General features: G+C 66.2%; 17 protein-coding genes, 1 pseudogene and 1 riboswitch. Of the genes and pseudogenes, 4 read left to right on the forward strand and 14 right to left on the reverse strand.

Annotated features, from left to right (window positions below):
- Positions 1-138: 138 nt before the first annotated feature.
- From nirK to thiD, 13 genes are all read right to left on the reverse strand, one after another.
- A complete protein-coding gene (gene nirK / locus ACFDS3_RS15885) occupies positions 139-1,194 on the reverse strand; it encodes a copper-containing nitrite reductase (RefSeq protein ID WP_375263335.1) in 1,056 nt (351 codons plus the stop codon).
- Positions 1,191-1,385, reverse strand: coding sequence for a twin-arginine translocation signal domain-containing protein (locus ACFDS3_RS15890; protein ID WP_375263336.1), 195 nt, complete (start codon positions 1,383-1,385; stop codon positions 1,191-1,193). The genes nirK and ACFDS3_RS15890 overlap by 4 nt, the downstream gene beginning before the upstream one ends.
- Positions 1,386-1,444: 59 nt before the next feature.
- Positions 1,445-1,885 (reverse strand): pseudoazurin, encoded by a 441-nt coding sequence (locus tag ACFDS3_RS15895; RefSeq protein ID WP_375263337.1) that lies wholly within the window; start codon positions 1,883-1,885, stop codon positions 1,445-1,447.
- A 1,310-nt stretch (positions 1,886-3,195) separates the two neighbouring features.
- Complete coding sequence (locus tag ACFDS3_RS15900; protein ID WP_375263338.1) at positions 3,196-3,927, reverse strand: ABC transporter permease; 732 nt, start codon at positions 3,925-3,927, stop codon at positions 3,196-3,198.
- Entirely contained in the window at positions 3,924-4,649 is a 726-nt protein-coding gene (locus ACFDS3_RS15905; protein ID WP_375263339.1) for an ABC transporter ATP-binding protein, read from the reverse strand. The genes ACFDS3_RS15900 and ACFDS3_RS15905 overlap by 4 nt, the downstream gene beginning before the upstream one ends.
- The gene (gene tenA / locus ACFDS3_RS15910; RefSeq protein WP_375263340.1) at positions 4,646-5,317 is read right to left on the reverse strand and encodes a thiaminase II; all 672 of its coding nucleotides are present in this window, start codon (positions 5,315-5,317) and stop codon (positions 4,646-4,648) included. The genes ACFDS3_RS15905 and tenA overlap by 4 nt, the downstream gene beginning before the upstream one ends.
- Complete coding sequence (locus ACFDS3_RS15915; RefSeq protein ID WP_375263341.1) at positions 5,314-6,249, reverse strand: ABC transporter substrate-binding protein; 936 nt, start codon at positions 6,247-6,249, stop codon at positions 5,314-5,316. The genes tenA and ACFDS3_RS15915 overlap by 4 nt, the downstream gene beginning before the upstream one ends.
- On the reverse strand, positions 6,246-7,229 hold the full coding sequence (locus tag ACFDS3_RS15920) for a ThiF family adenylyltransferase (RefSeq protein ID WP_375263342.1): 984 nt from the start codon (positions 7,227-7,229) through the stop codon (positions 6,246-6,248). The genes ACFDS3_RS15915 and ACFDS3_RS15920 overlap by 4 nt, the downstream gene beginning before the upstream one ends.
- On the reverse strand, positions 7,226-7,822 hold the full coding sequence (locus ACFDS3_RS15925) for a thiamine phosphate synthase (protein ID WP_375263343.1): 597 nt from the start codon (positions 7,820-7,822) through the stop codon (positions 7,226-7,228). Before ACFDS3_RS15925 ends, ACFDS3_RS15920 begins: the two co-directional genes overlap by 4 nt.
- Positions 7,819-8,589, reverse strand: coding sequence for a thiazole synthase (locus ACFDS3_RS15930; protein WP_375263344.1), 771 nt, complete (start codon positions 8,587-8,589; stop codon positions 7,819-7,821). The genes ACFDS3_RS15925 and ACFDS3_RS15930 overlap by 4 nt, the downstream gene beginning before the upstream one ends.
- A 1-nt stretch (position 8,590) precedes the next feature.
- Positions 8,591-8,788, reverse strand: coding sequence for a sulfur carrier protein ThiS (gene thiS / locus ACFDS3_RS15935; protein ID WP_375263345.1), 198 nt, complete (start codon positions 8,786-8,788; stop codon positions 8,591-8,593).
- Positions 8,772-9,746, reverse strand: a complete 975-nt coding sequence (locus tag ACFDS3_RS15940; RefSeq protein ID WP_375263351.1) for an FAD-dependent oxidoreductase — start codon at positions 9,744-9,746, stop codon at positions 8,772-8,774. Before ACFDS3_RS15940 ends, thiS begins: the two co-directional genes overlap by 17 nt.
- Positions 9,746-10,546, reverse strand: coding sequence for a bifunctional hydroxymethylpyrimidine kinase/phosphomethylpyrimidine kinase (gene thiD, locus ACFDS3_RS15945; RefSeq protein ID WP_375263346.1), 801 nt, complete (start codon positions 10,544-10,546; stop codon positions 9,746-9,748). Before thiD ends, ACFDS3_RS15940 begins: the two co-directional genes overlap by 1 nt.
- A 58-nt stretch (positions 10,547-10,604) precedes the next feature.
- Positions 10,605-10,705: riboswitch (TPP riboswitch) on the reverse strand.
- Positions 10,706-11,105: 400 nt separating this feature from the next.
- Here thiD and ACFDS3_RS15950 point away from each other — a divergent pair.
- The 4 genes from ACFDS3_RS15950 (at position 11,106) to ACFDS3_RS15965 (ending at position 14,651) form a co-directional block, all read left to right on the forward strand.
- Entirely contained in the window at positions 11,106-11,318 is a 213-nt protein-coding gene (locus tag ACFDS3_RS15950) for a hypothetical protein (RefSeq protein ID WP_375263347.1), read from the forward strand.
- A 352-nt stretch (positions 11,319-11,670) separates the two neighbouring features.
- Positions 11,671-12,684 carry a TRAP transporter substrate-binding protein gene (locus ACFDS3_RS15955; RefSeq protein WP_375263348.1) on the forward strand — a complete coding sequence of 338 codons (1,014 nt, stop codon included), beginning with the start codon at positions 11,671-11,673 and terminating at the stop codon, positions 12,682-12,684.
- 70 nt (positions 12,685-12,754) lie between these two features.
- Positions 12,755-13,342 carry a TRAP transporter small permease subunit gene (locus ACFDS3_RS15960; RefSeq protein ID WP_375263349.1) on the forward strand — a complete coding sequence of 196 codons (588 nt, stop codon included), beginning with the start codon at positions 12,755-12,757 and terminating at the stop codon, positions 13,340-13,342.
- Positions 13,335-14,651: a TRAP transporter large permease subunit gene (locus ACFDS3_RS15965; RefSeq protein WP_375263350.1), complete on the forward strand. Its 1,317-nt coding sequence runs from the start codon at positions 13,335-13,337 to the stop codon at positions 14,649-14,651. Before ACFDS3_RS15960 ends, ACFDS3_RS15965 begins: the two co-directional genes overlap by 8 nt.
- Before the next feature lie 36 nt (positions 14,652-14,687).
- Here ACFDS3_RS15965 and ACFDS3_RS15970 read toward each other — a convergent pair.
- Positions 14,688-14,907 (reverse strand): annotated as a pseudogene (locus ACFDS3_RS15970) (dihydroxy-acid dehydratase); the annotation flags it as partial.

The following is a 14,907-nucleotide window of genomic DNA, read 5'->3' on the forward strand; positions in this document are numbered from 1 at the left end:
GAACCTTGATCTCTTCATTGTCCGTCTCCTCGTTGGAGCGGACTCTACCTCAAACTGGAGGAAGAAACGGGGCTCAGGTCATGCGGCAGCGCGACAAAGTGAACGATTTCCGTCCCCATTGTCGCGCTGCATTTTGCATCAGGCTACAGAGGCCCGCGGAGCGACGACTTGCTCCATCAAGTCATTGTTCCACTCGCCTTGAACGACGAAGTGCGCAGTTGCGCCCAGCAGGGCCGCCTCGATCAGGTTGTGATTGACGTAGGCGTAGAGCCCGGGTTGTTCGAAGGTGTACATCGCCGCCATCGCAGAACCGCCCCGGCAGAACCAGGTTTCCAGCCCGGTCAGTGGCGCATCGCTGAACGATCCGGTTTCCCAGACATAGTTGCCGTGCCCGCCGATCAGGTGGGGGCGAGAATCCCGGTTGGCCTGATTGTGGATCATCAGAACCGTCTTTCCCACCTCGGAACGGATCGCTCCGCCGCCGGTCAGCGCGCCCACGACACCGTTGAAGACCGAGTGTGTCGGGGTAAGGCTACGCATCGCCTCGAGGCTGTCGGCATAATCTTCGCCGGCCGTGCGATACTGGATGAAGTTCCCGCTGGAGTCCCGCGGCAGGTAGTAGTCCTGCTCGCCGATATAGGCGATCTGGTCGTAGCGTAGAGGACTGCCGTCGCCGTCCTTCAGCCCGTCGCGCGGCAGAACCATGATCGCCCCGTTCATGCCGTGGCAGACGTGATAGGGGATCATGGCGCCGCCGGGCGCGCAGTGATAGGTGAAGCAGCCCGGCTTCGTGGCCTTGAAACGCAGCACCGTCTCTTCGCCCGGATAGATGTGGGTCAGTGCTCCGCCTCCCAGCGCCCCGGTGGCGGCATGGAAGTCGATATTGTGCTCCATCATGCTGTTCGGCGCGTTTCTGAGCGTGAGTTCGACGTAGTCATCCTGATGCACGATGATGAGCGGGCCGGGGACCGAGCCGTTATAGGACAGCGCCCAGATGGTCGCGCCGGTATCCTCGTCCACCACCATCAGCCGTTCGCGCACGGTCATCTCGACCTCGACGATCTTGGGCGGGCCGCTGGCGACCTGCTCGTGTTCGGGCGCTCCCGGCGGAGAGACGAGCCGTTGGCGGACCCGCTCCAGCCCGGACAAATCAGCAGGGTCCGCGCGGGCGATTGCTTCCGCCTGTGCTTTCACGACCGGCGCGCCGGGCATGCGAAGGGGGGCAGTGGCGCGCGGGTTTGGGCGGCGTGCGCATAGCTTCCCGCCATTGCCGCAGCACCGGCGAGCGCCGTGCCCCGCAGAATGCCGCGGCGGGTCGGCTTGAAGTCGCGCTTTGCCTGCGGCGTGGCCTGGGCTTCAAGTTTGATTTCCGGTTCTTCTTCCATCATTGCCTCCTCGGGCGCCGACTGCGTGGAACACCTGCCCTTAACGAGCGGGGCGTTCTTTAGAGGCCAAGTTCCTCGATCTGGACAACGAAGCGATCCATCGCGTTCGGCGGGATACGGCCTGCCAGGAACTCGGGCGGAACTTCTGTCACGTCGCCGACGACGATGGTCATCACCATGCCCATCGCGAAGTGCGGGGCACACTTCACAGCGTAGAGCCCTTCGGTATCCAGCGTGACCTCGATCTCTTCGTTGATGCGGCCCTTGAACGCCTCGGCCTCCTCTGGCGACATTTCCAGGATGGACTCGGCATTGTGGCCCTTGTCCGTGGCCACGAACTTGACCGTGTCGCCCGGCGCGACCTGCAGATGGCCCGGCTCGAAGGCCATGATTTTTCCGTCGTCGCTGCGGTTGAGCATCTGGACCTCGTGGGTCTCGGCATAAGCGGCACTTCCCAGCAAAGCTGCGAGCGCAAGGCCGTTTATCATCGTGCGGATCATCGAATGTTCCTTCTTGTCCGGGTGTGATGCCGACAACCTAATCGCCCCACGACTTCCCGACTTCCCGACTTTGCGCCGGAGCAAATCACGGCAGGAAACAGGCGCGCGCAGACGGTCTCCGCCGGGTGCTCATCCGCCAATCGGTTCCAAATGCTGCTCCTTGGCTAACCCGTGTCATCCGGGTCGCTGATAACGGCGATCAAATCACCGCGTTGTACGTCCCAGCGAGCAGCTGTTCCGTATCGCTCAGGCTCTCGGCCTCGCGGTTGAGCCGCCTGAGCTTCTTGTGCCTTGCCATTATCCCCTGTTGCTCGGGCATCACAGGAACGTGCCGATAGTCGGATCGGCTCGATCGCTCCCCGGCAAGAGCCTTGCGCGCCCGGCGCTGGCTCACGCGGTGGATGCCACGAGCACCTGTTTGACACCCGGCCGCTGCCATCTTTCTGCGGCAACCTCCTTCAGGGTCGGGTTGTACGTCATCGCCTCGGCCAAGAGCTTCGCGTCGTCCTCCTCAAGCGCCTTCAGTCAAAGAACGTTCAAGACCTCGATCCCGCAGTGCCTGGCCTTCCACTCGTGGAAGGTCAGAGCGCGCCGTGCTTGCGGCACACATCGGCAGTCGCCATCCCGGCGTCCTGCTCGCTCGCGGATCGCGATGATCTGCCCCAAGATTGGGAAGCGTGAGGGCCGGCAGGCCAGTCGACATCAAGCCCGCTGCCAACAGGCGGAGCAACAGCTGTGCAGCGTGGAGCAGCTGGACCGAGAGAAGGCATCCGTCCCTCCAACCATGCACCTGCGGGCGGAGCCGCGGCGACGTCGTTTTTCGATGACGGCAGCAAGAAGACTGCGAGAACACCGAGAAAGAAGAAGACCTCGCTCGCGCCCTCCTCAGGAATACAACTTTATTCGCCGCGGCGCAGGGCGGAGGTCAGCTTGACCAGTTCAGGAGTGGCACTTGCCGGATCTTCATGTCGCGGCAAAAACTGGCGCGCCTAGCGGCCGTGCTGTGGCCGAAGCGGCCTCATCCGGATCAAACGGCCGGCTCTCTCATCCGACCGGCCACGTGGGTGCACGGTGAATCGCATACCGCCCACTTCTCTTGGCTGCATGCAGCGTCTTCACGAGACCCGCAGTCACAGAGCCACTTCTTGCCTGGGCGCGAGGGCATAGATCTAATCAAAAAGGGTGCTGCGCTAAGCCCGCAAAGGCGGCGTCGAAGCCGAATGACCGCTCAATCGAAGGTCCCTCCCAGCCCGCACACCCGCGAGTCGCCCTCCGAATGCGGCGAACGCGCGGGCTGGATTGGCTGCCGCTCAGCTTTCCCAAAGGCGCCGGCAGACCGCGTCGACGGCGGCGTGCAGCATGAGCGTCAGGATCGCGAGGACGATCAGCGCCGCGAACATCAGGTCGATCTTTGCGCGCCCGTTCGCCAGAAGCATGAGGTAGCCGAGCCCGCGGGATGCTCCGACCCACTCGCCGATGATCGCGCCGATGGGGGCATAGACGGCGGCGAGCCGTAGGCCCGACGCGAAGCCGGGCAGGGCGGCCGGCACCCGCAGGCGCCACAGCGTGCGGCCGGGCGTGGCGTTCATAACGCGGGCGAGTTCCAGCCAGCCGGGTGGCGTTCGCATCAGGGCGTCGAAGAAGGACGAGGTGACGGGGAAGTAGATGATGAGCAGCGCCATCGCCACCTTGGACCAAAGCCCGTAGCCCAACCAGAGCGTCAGGATCGGCGCCAGCGCGAAGACCGGCACAGCCTGGCTGAAGACGAGCATCGGACGCAGCAGCGACCGCGCGAGCGGCGAGGCAGCCAGCAGGATCGCCGAGGCGAAACCACAGGCTGCCCCGAGGCCGAGGCCGATCAGGACCTCGACTGCCGTGACCAGCGCGTGCTCGGCGATGAGCGACCGGCTGGTCCACAGCGTTGCAAGGACGAGGTGCGGGCCGGGCAGGATGAACCGGGGGAGTTCGGCCAGCGTGACGACCGCCTGCCATGTCAGGAGGCCCAGGAGCGCGACGCCTGCGATGCGAACCGCCTGTCTCATCGGGGGTTCATCAGCAGTCGCAGCAGGTGCCCCTGAAATGCGAGCGTTTCGGGCGCGTCGTAGAGGCGGGGCATGGGCGCTTCCGGCGGAGTGACGGACGTGATGCCGTGCCGCGTCATCAGCAGGATGGTGTGTCCCAGCCGGGCGACCTCGGCGGCGTCATGGGTGACGTGCAGGACGGTGCGGTCGGCCAGCAGCTCGGCTGCGAGATCCTGCATCAGCGCGCGCGACTTCGCGTCGAGCGCCGAGAACGGCTCGTCCAGCAGCACGACCGGCCGGTCCTCCATCAACGTCCGGGCAAGCGCCGCCCGCTGCCGCTGTCCGCCTGACAAGGCATGAGGGCGCTTGGCGGCATGCGTGGCGAGCCCCACGCGCTCCAGCACCTCGCGCGCCCGGTCCGGCTGCGGCGTATCGCCCCGCAGGCGGGCGCCGAGGGTGACGTTCGCGGCCACATCGAGCCAGGGCATCAGCAGATCGCTCTGCGCCATCAGGGCCACACGTTCTTCCAGCGGCGCCCCGTCATCGGCCGCCACCTCGCCCTCGAACGCAACTTCGTTCCCAAGGCCGGCGAGCAGGCGCAGGATCGTGGACTTGCCCACGCCCGAGGGGCCGAGCAGGCAGGTCCATTTCCCTGCCGGAACCTCAAGAGAGAGAGGGCCGAAGATCGTCGTGCCGTCTATCGTCGCGTGCCCGGACAGGTACAGCGCGGGCGCGGCGCTCATCCGGGCAGGCCCATGCCCCAGAAGTTGACCTCAAGCCGCGTCGCCGTCTCGAAGCGCGCGCAGAGGCGGGGCCAGCGGGGGCTGTCCTCGGGGCTCGTTCCAAGGCGGCGGGCGACGGCCGCATCGATCAGCGCGCCGATCTCGTGGCAGGTGTGCTGGTAGTCGGCGCCGGCGTAGGTCTCGATCCAGTCGGAATAGGAGGTTCGTCCGGCCTCGACCGACAGGCGCGCGCCGATCTCGCCATAGCCGAGCACGCAGGGGGCAAGGGCGGCCATCAGGTCGAGGAAGTCGCCTGAATGGCCGGCATCGAGGACGTAGCGGGTATAGGCGAGATTCTGCGGCGCCTCGCGCGCCGCGAAAAGCTCCGCCTCGGAGACGCCCTCTGCCGCGCAGGTCTTGACGTGCAGGCGCATCTCGTCGTCGAGAAGCGCGTGGACGGTGGCGGCGCAGGTGCGCATTTCCTCCAGAGTCTCGGCCTTGGTCACGGCCAAGGCCCAGGCGCGGGAAAAGTGGACGAGGAAGACGTAGTCCTGCACGAGATAGCGCAGGAAAGCCTCCCGTGGGAGCGTACCGTCCCCCAGCTTTTGGACGAACGCGTGACGGGTGTAGTCTCGCCACGCTTCGCCTGCCGCTTCGCGCCAGAGCGGGAAGGTGGTGCCGTAGCTCATTGTGCCCCCAGATCGACCGCGAGGTCCGAGACGGGGCGTGTCCCCTCCACCAGGCCGGCTTCGTTCAGGAAGGCCTCGAACCGGGCGTAACGGCCCTGGTCCAGCGCCTCGGGGCGCAGGGCAAAGCGCGGGATCGTGTCGGTCCAGGCCCTTTCGTTCAGCTCGTCCTGCAATTCGACGGAGGTGCCGGAGAAGATCTCCCAGCTTTCCTGCGGATGGTTGACGATGAACTGCGTCGCCTTCTCGGTCGCCGCGAGGAAGCGGCGGATCATGTCCGCGTCCATCGTCTCGGGGTTGGCGACGTAGATCAGTTCGTCATAGGCGGGCAGGCCCTCCTCTTCGAGGTAGAAGCACCGGCCTTGCACGCCCTCGATCTCCATCTGGTTGAGTTCGAAGTTGCGGAAGGCGCCGATGACGGCGTCGACCTGCCCGGACATGAGCGCAGGCGACAGCGACCAGTTCACGTTGACAAGCTCGATGTCGTCCATGGTCAGGCCGTTGGTATCGAGGATGGACGAAAGCAGCGCCTCTTCGACCCCCGCTACCGAGAAGCCGACTTTCCGGCCCTTAAGGTCCGCGATCTCGTCGATCGGGCCGTCCTCGAGCACCAGCAGGCAGTTGAGCGGCGTGGCCACGAGCGTGCCCACCCGGACGAGCGGCATGCCTTCGGCGACCTGCAGGTGCAGCTGCGGCTGGTACGAGATCGCCAGATCCGCGCGCCCGGCAGCGGCCATCTTGGGCGGATCGGCGGGGTCTGCCGGGGCGATCATCTCGACCTCGAGCCCCGCTTCGGCGAAGTAACCCTGCTCCTCGGCGATGACGATGGGGCCGTGATCGGGGTTCACGAACCAGTCGAGCACGACGGTCATCTCGTCCTGTGCTGTGGCAGGCGTTGCGGCGAGAAGGGCGAGGGCGGTCAGTCTGGCTTTCATGGGGTCTCTCCGGTCGGGTCGCCCAGGGCGACGAGGAAAATGTCTCCGTCCCAGACGCCGGCGAGGCGCTCGGCCGCGGCCCAGGAGCGCAGGCCCGAGCGGCAGCAGAGCACCGCGCGCTGGCCGGCAGCGGGGACGGGTCCGTCCGGCCCGAAGGCCGTGACGGGCAGGCGGTGGGCATCGGGTCGCACCAGCGGCGCCTCTTGCTCGGCCCGCAGGTCCACAAGGAAATCACCCTCGGCGATCTGGGACGGGGCGAGAAAACGGGGCTGGCTGGCGGGCTCTGGCGCTCCATCGAAGCGGAAGCCGCCGAAGCGCAGGTTCCGCCCGTCGACGGTGACGAGGTGGCCCAGCGGTGACGGGTCGATCCCCGCCAGCAGCGCGATCGCCATCTGCGCCTGGAGCGCGCCCACGATCCCCACGACCGGACCGAGCACGCCATCCTCGGCGCAGGAGCCGGCGCGTTGAGGCAGGTCCGGAAAGACTGCGCGCAGGCCCGGTGCGCCGCCGCAGAATGCGCCGGCGTATCCGTCCAGTCCGATCACCGAGGCGCTGACCAGCGATTTGTTGGCGAAGCGGCAGGTGTCGGAGAGGACATAGCTTGCGGCAAAACTGTCGGCGCAGTCGAGCACCAGATCCGTGCCATCGCAAAGGGCTTCGGCATTGGCCGGATCGAGAGCCGCCACGATCGGCTCAACACGGCACTCCCGGTTCAGCGCGGCAACGGCACACGCGGCCGCCTCGACCTTATGGCGGCCGATGTCGGTCTCGTGGAAGAGCGTCTGGCGGTGGAGATTCGTCACCTCCACCCGGTCGGGGTCGATCAGCCGGATGCGGCCAACGCCCGCACCACCGAGATATTGCAGCACCGGCGCCGCAAGCCCTCCCGCCCCCACGACCAGCACGTGCGCCTCCCGCAGGCGGGCCTGTCCGGCGGGCCCAAGTTCGGGGACGTCGATCTGGCGGGCGTAGCGGCTCATCGCGTTGCCTCGATCCAATCGCGCACGCGCGCTTCGGGATCGTCATGCAGCGTGATGTCCGTGACCGCCGCGACAATGTCGGCTCCGGCTTCAAACGCGCCCGCTGCCCGCTCGACGCTCATCCCACCGATCGCGACGAGGGGGATGTCGCCGATCAACCGCTTCCATTCGGCGACGCGACCCAGTCCCTGTCGCTCCCACTTCATCTTCTTCAGGATCGTCGGGTAGACCGGGCCGAGCGCCACGTAGTCCGGCGCGAGCGAGAGCGCTCGGTCGAGTTCAGCGTAGTCGTGGGTGCTGATGCCGATCTTCAGGTCGGCCCGGCGGATCGCGGACAGATCGGCGGTGTCCAGATCTTCCTGTCCCAGATGCACCCACTCGCAGCCCTCGTCGATTGCGAAGCGCCAGTGGTCGTTCACCACCAGCACGGCCCCATGCGTCCTGCACAGCGCCTGTGCCTGCGCCACGACCTGCCGCAACTCCGCCTCCGGCATGTTCTTGATGCGCAGCTGCACCAGCTTCACGCCGAGGGGTAGGGACCGTTCGAGCCAATCAAGGCTGTCGAAGATCGGGTAGAACCGGTCGAGGCTCATGTCAGGAAGGCCTTGCCGATGACCGGCGTCGACGGCGCGGCCATGTCGCGCGGCTCCATCGGGTCGGCTTGATAGGCGAGGCGCCCCGCCTCGACCGCGCGGGCGAAACCATCGGCCATCGCCGCCGGATCGCCCGCCTTGGCAACGGCGGTGTTCAATAGCACGGCGTCGTATCCCATCTCCATCGCCATCGCCGCCTGGCTGGGCAGGCCGAGCCCGGCGTCGACCACCATCGGCACCTCGGGGAACTGCGCCCTGAGCGTGCGCAGGCCATAGATGTTGGTCAGGCCCAGCCCGGTGCCGATGGGGGCGCCCCACGGCATCAGCACTTCGCACCCGGCCGAAAGCAGGCGGTCGGCCAGCACCACGTCCTCGGTCGTGTAGGGAAATACCTGGAACCCGTCTTCGGCGAGGATGCGCGCCGCATCGAACAGCCCAAATGGATCGGGCTGCAGCGTATCGGCATGGCCGATCACCTCGAGCTTGATCCAAGGCGTATCGAAGAGTTCGCGCGCCATGTGCGCGGTCGTGACCGCCTCGCGGACGGAATGGCAGCCCGCGGTGTTGGGCAGGACCTTCACGCCGAGGTCGCGCACCAGATTCCAAAATGCGGCGCCGGCGCGCTCCCCGCCCGCTTCTCGGCGGACCGAGACGGTGGCGATCCCGGCGCCGGAGCGGCGGAAGACATCGGCCAGCATGGCGGGCGAGGGGTATTGCGCCGTGCCGAGCATCAGGCGCGACGCGATCTCGGTGCCGTAGAGCTGCATCTCAGCCTCCCTGCCTTGGTGCGACGATTTCGACCCGGTCGCCGGGAGAGAGCGCCGTCTGTTCGCGCGCCGTCGCCGGCACGAAGCTCTCGTTGACGGCGGTGGCGACCTTGGCGTCTCCGTAGCCGAGTTCGCCTAGAACGGCGCCGAGCGTCTCGGCCCGTACCTCGGTCGCGGTGCCGTTAATCATGATCTTCATCCATCAACTCCGGTCTGGTCCCGTCGCAGGCCGCCTCCGCCGCCATCCGCGCGAGCACGGGCGCGAGCAGAAAGCCGTGGCGGAACAGGCCGTTGACGTGGATCGTGTCTCCCCGCCGTCGCAGGCGGGGCAGGTTGTCATGAAAGGCAGGGCGCGCATCGACACCGATCTCTACCAGTTCCGCCTCGCCGAAGGCGGGGTGGAGCGCGTAAGCCGCAGAGAGCAGTTCGAGGACCGAGCGAACGCTCCGCCGGCGGTCGTCGCTTTCGATCTGCGTCGCGCCCAGCATGAAGAGCCCGCCCGCGCGCGGGACCACGTAGAGCGGGAATCGTGGGTGGAGCAGCCGGACAGGACGGCTGAGGCGGATGTCCGGGCTGCGCAGCACCGCCATCTCGCCCTTCACACCGCGCAGGTCTGGAAGGGCGTCCCGGGCCGCCAAACCGCGGCAGTCGAAGGTCGCGCCCGAAGCGCCTCCATGCTCGGCCACGAACGTGACGCCCACCTCTTCCAGGCGGTTGCGGAGGTGGTTCAGTGCCTCGCGCGGATCAAGGTGCGCTTCGGCGGGAACATGGAGAGCACGGTCGAAGCACCCGCCGAGGTCCGGCTCGAGCGCTGCGAGGCTGTCGGCGTCAAGCCGGTCGTGCCCCTCGATGCGGCGGGCGAACCGGTCGAGCTCGCGCCGGTCGCGGCCGAGCGTCAGCACGATCGTGCCGCGATGCTCGACGGCTACACCCTGCCGTTCCCACCAATCGGCCGCCTCTTGCCCCAGCCGCACGACAGGCTCTTCGGCCGTCTCGCTCTCGCAGAAGGGGGCCAGCATGCCGCCGGCCCACCACGAGCAGCCGTGCGGCCCCGGCCGGGGCGCCGGATCGTAGATCGTCACTTCACAGCCTCGGGCGACAAGTTCCGTCGCCACGCAAAGCCCGGCCACGCCGGCACCAAGGACCGTCGCCCGCATCACGTCCAAACCTCGTGGGAATGGTGGACGGGCCCGTGCCCGCTGCCGATGCCGAGTCCGTCCGCCGCGCGGATCGCGCCGTGCAGCCAGAGCTGTGCACGTCGAACAGCGTCCTCGATATGCGCACCCTTTGCCAACTCAGCCGCGATGGCCGAGGACAAACTGCATCCCGTGCCGTGAGTGTTGCGTGTGGCCAGCCGGGGCTGCTCCATCGCCACCACGCCGGACGCCGTCACCAGCCGGTCAATGCAGGTCGGCCCCTTAGCGTGACCGCCCTTCATGAGGATGGCTTGGGAGCCGAGCACAAGCAGTGCCCGCCCCTGCGCCTCGGCCTCTTCCGCGTCACGCGCCTCGTCGCGGCCCAGCAGGCGCGCGGCTTCGGGCAGGTTTGGCGTCAGGACGTCCGCGCGGGGCAGCAGGTACTCGATCAGCGCGGCCTCGGCTTCTTTCGCCAAAAGCGCGTCGCCGGACTTTGCGACCATCACGGGATCGAGCACGATGGGACCGGCGTAGCCCTCAAGCGCGGCGGCGACGGCGACTACGATCTCGGGTGAGGCAAGCATCCCGATCTTGATCGCCTGCGGCGGGATGTCATCGAGCACGGCGGCGATCTGCGCCGTAACGGTGGCGGGTGAGACTGCCTCGACGGCGAGGACGCCGCGGGTGTTCTGCGCGGTGATCGCGGTGATCGCGCTCGTGCCGTAGACCCCGAGAGCCGAAAACGTCTTGAGGTCACCCTGGATGCCCGCGCCTCCGCCACTGTCGGAGCCTGCGATAGTCAGTGCGGAGGCGTATCCCATCATCGCTTCCCCCCACCGACGACGGGAGGAGAAAGAAAAGGCAGCAGCCTTCGGCCGAGCCAGATCGTGCTCCGTTCCCTACGCCGGTATTGCCCGGATCAGGTTCGATGGGTTAGCTCGCGCCTCTCAGCCCCAGACAGGGCACCCCAACGGATTCGACGAAGACGTAGCGCGGGAAGAGCGGCGTTGCAATATGAGGTTGAGCGGCGTCGCGCTGGCGCTGCATCGATCTTTGCGCCGGTCGCGTGCGGCCTCATCGGATGCGGTGCCTCCGCAGACCAAGGGCGCCGGTGACCGTAGAGCCTTGGTCCGCTCGCTTGATTGCACATCTCATAGGCGCCGCACAGAAGGTGAAATCAAGGCGGCCCCCAAGTCTCCGCGAGCTCTTCAGCGCTGCCAAGCTTGGCTGTTGATCATGCCGCTTACGGGCCGAGCCCATGAGGGGCCTCGACCAATATCCGTCCTTCGGGTGCCGGGAGGCGCTCCGTGTTTTGGAAGTCGATCCATCTGCCGATGCCGACACGGGGCCGCCGATCCGGCCTCAAAGCCATTCAGGTAGATGCACCTGTATCTCTGCGAGCGCCAAGACCGCTCGATCACGAGGTTGTCCGTCCAGCGCCCGTGTTCGGCCATCGGCACCTTTCCCGCAGCACTCGTCGGGATCTTCGTCAATCTGGGGCCGAAACTGGCTGCGCTGATCGATATTGAGCGCATGGCGCTGCATGGCATCTCAGAGCGCCACGATGCAGAACTCAAGACTCATCGTGTGTGACAGCCGAATTATCGTTGGTTTGGTCGTGGTGACGAGAAGGAACCCGCCTTTCGCTCCGTGCGGTCCCTTCTTGCCGTAGCCTGTGCATCCTTGCGGAGGATTCGGGCGACGGAGGCCTGTGCCGAGGCGCTGGGCGAGGCGCCACTTGTACAACAGTGGTTTTCGAGCGGGCATTCGGCTCCGGGGCACTTCCAAGGGCTGGCGGAGCGCCGCGTGTCGAGCCGGTTCTTCGAGCAGCGTCCGCAACGCGCGAGCGGGTTCGCTCCTTGCGCCGCGTCATTGGACAGTCCACACATGTCAGGGCATCCGCCAGCTCGGCGTGATCATCACGATACCTAGGGAGGAAAGTTCAATGCTGAAGTCAATCTTCGCCGCCAGCGTCGCCGTGGCGGCTCTCACGGGCGCCGCACATGCCCAGGACAGCTACGACCTGCAGTTCCAGAGCAGCGACAACTCGGGCACGGCCGCGTTCGAGGTGCAGCAGGCCTGGGCCGAGCATATCGGCGAGATGTCGGATGGACGGATTTCGGTCGAGATGCTGCCAGTCGGGTCGATCGTCGAGTACAACGAGACCCTCGATGCGGTCGGGGCGGGCATTCTTGACGGCCACATCACCGACAGCTCGTATTTCACCGGCAAGGACGCCGCGTTCGCGCTGATCGGCAACCCGGTCGGGGCGTATTCGTCGGCCGAAGAGCTGCGCGCCTTCTTCAACGAAGGGGGCGGCACGGAGCTCTACAACGAGATCGTCAACCCTTACGGCGTGCAGTTCATCGGGCCGGCCGCGCAAACCGCGGAATCCATTCCCTCGGCGGTTCCGATCGACTCGGTCGAGGATTTCCAGGGGGTCAAGATGCGTGCGCCCGAGGGCATGGTGCAGTCGGCCTTCGCCGCAGCAGGCGCGTCGCCGGTCAACCTTCCCCAGTCCGAGGTCTTCACCTCGCTCGACAAGGGCGTGATCAGCGCTGCCGACGCCACGACGTTGGCCACGAACCACTCGATGGGTCTTCATGACGTCGCCAAGCACCCGATCTGGCCCGGCTTCCATTCGCTGCCGCTGAACGAAGTGTCGATCACCAAGGCCACTTGGGACCAGATGTCCGAGGAAGATCGCCAGATTCTGACCGACTCGGTGGTCTGGTACGCGGATGAGCTGGCCGAACGGATCTCCGCTCGCGACGAGGAAGTCGCCGAAGAGCTGCGTGCGCGAGACGACGTCACGATCCACAGCTGGGGCGAGGACGAAAAGCGCGAATTCCGCCAGATCGCCCAGGAACAGTGGGCTGACTATGCCGAGCGTTCCGAAAACGCGCAGCGCGTCTATGATGCGCTGACGAGCTACCTGACCGAGCAGGGCCTCCTCTGACAGGGCAACCGGACGCTAATGGCTTCGCCGGGCGAGCACTTCGCCCGGCCTTCAACACCAGAGGCCCGCAATGGAAATTGACGAGACCGTCCGCGACGAGACCGTCGTGACGCAGGATCCGCTCTCGGCCGCGTTGGCACCGCTCGGGCGGGTCGTCGCCATCGGCTTCCTGATCGTTACCTTCTTCACCTTCTACGAGGTGACGATGAGGTACGTCTTCAACGCGCCGACATCGTGGGTACACGAGACGACGATCGCCATGACCGCGATCTGTTTCGCGTTTGGCGGCGCCTACTGTCTCGCTATCGACAAGCACATCCGCGTCGTCCTGATCTACGACGCCATCTCACCCGCAGCCCGGCGCTGGCTGGACGTGGCCATCTGCGTCGTCGGCGGCCTCGCCTGCGCGCTCATGGCCTGGGCCGCGTGGAGCCTGGCGTACAGAGCATTCTACACGCCCTCGGGGACCTTCCGGCTCGAGACCAGCGGCAGTGCCTGGAACCCGCCCACCCCGGCGATCGTGAAGGCCGTGCTTTTCCTCATGCTGTGCATCATGACGGTGCAGTTCGCATTGCAAGCTATCGCTCATCTTCGGCGCGACCCGCATGACAGCCCGCCGGAAGGCGCAGCTGAAAAGAGGGCTTTCGAAGATGCTTGATCTTTCGTCGCTCGGCATCGGCGGCGGCAGCCTCATGATGTTCGGAATGCTGCTCGTGCTGCTCGTCACGGGCATGCCGCTTGCCTTCGTCACGATCCTCGTGGCGCTGATCTTCGCCCTCGGGTGGTTCGGTACGATGGCGGTGCCCATCGTGACGACCCGGATCTACTCATTCATCATGCAGTACGTGTTCGTCTCGGTACCGATGTTCGTGCTGATGGCCTCGCTGCTCGACCGGTCCGGCATCGCCCGCGACCTTTTCGATGCGATGCGCCTGGTGGCCGGACGCATTCGCGGCGGAGTCGGCGTGCAGACATTGCTGGTCGCGGTCATCCTCGCGGCGATGTCCGGGATCATCGGCGGCGAGATCGTGCTGCTGGGCCTGCTCGCGCTGCCGCAGATGCTTCGGCTGGGCTATGACCGGAAACTCGCCATCGGCATCGTCTGCGCGGGCGGTGCGCTTGGCACGATGATCCCGCCGTCGATCGTGCTGATCATCTTCGGCCTGTCCGCGAACGTCTCCATCGGTGAGCTGTTCACCGCATCCTTCGTGCCTGGCATCATGCTGGCCTCTCTCTATGCCGGCTATATTCTGCTGACCGGCTACCTTCAGCCGCACAAGGCGCCGGTACCCACCGAGACCGACACCCGGCCTCTGGCAGAACGGTTGGTCTTGCTGAAAGGGCTGATCCTGCCCCTGATGGTGGTCATCTTCGTTCTGGGCTCGATCTACGGCGGCATCGCCTCGGTGACCGAGGCTTCGGCGATCGGCGTGATCGGCGTGATGCTGTCGATCATCCTGCGTGGCGAGATGAGCTGGACCCTGCTGTCGGACGCAGCACTGCAGACGCTCAGGACCTGCGGCATGATCGTCTGGATCGGCGTCGGCGCGACGGCCCTGATCGGGGTCTACAACCTGATGGGCGGGATCAAGTTCATTGAGCAGCTTCTGCTTGGGGTGTCGGACAACCGGCTGGTGGTCCTCATCGTGATGATGCTGATCCTGACGGTGCTCGGCATGTTCCTCGACTGGGTCGGGATCGCGCTCCTGACCGTGCCGATCTTCGTGCCGATCGTGGTCGAACTGGGCTACGATCCGATCTGGTTCGGGGTGCTGTTCTCGTTGAACATGCAGATCTCGTTCCTGTCGCCGCCCTTCGGACCGGCTGCCTTCTACCTCAAGAGCGTCGCGCCACCCGAGATCTCGCTGGGCACGATCTTCGTCTCGCTCCTGCCGTTCATCGGCTTGCAGGTGCTGGCGCTGGCACTGGTCATCACCTTCCCCGAGATCGCTCTCTGGTACAGGTAGACCGACAGGGGCCGGCGCGCGGCCGGCCCCGCTTGCTCAGTGATTGTCGCGCGGCAGGTCGCTGCAGACCTTGCGGTAGGCAGTCGCCAGCTCTAGGCAGCCGCCCTCGCCAAGCTGGCCTACGTGGGTGCGGTAAAGCTCCTGCCAGGGCGTCTGGTTGTGGATCTCGGGCGGTTGCCACGCATCCTTGCGGCTTTGCCACTCGGCCTCGGCGACCACCGCGTCCATCGTGCAGGCATTCAGGTCCAGCCGGATC

The sequence above is a fragment of the Palleronia sp. genome, assembly GCF_042089775.1.
Lineage (GTDB): Bacteria > Pseudomonadota > Alphaproteobacteria > Rhodobacterales > Rhodobacteraceae > Palleronia.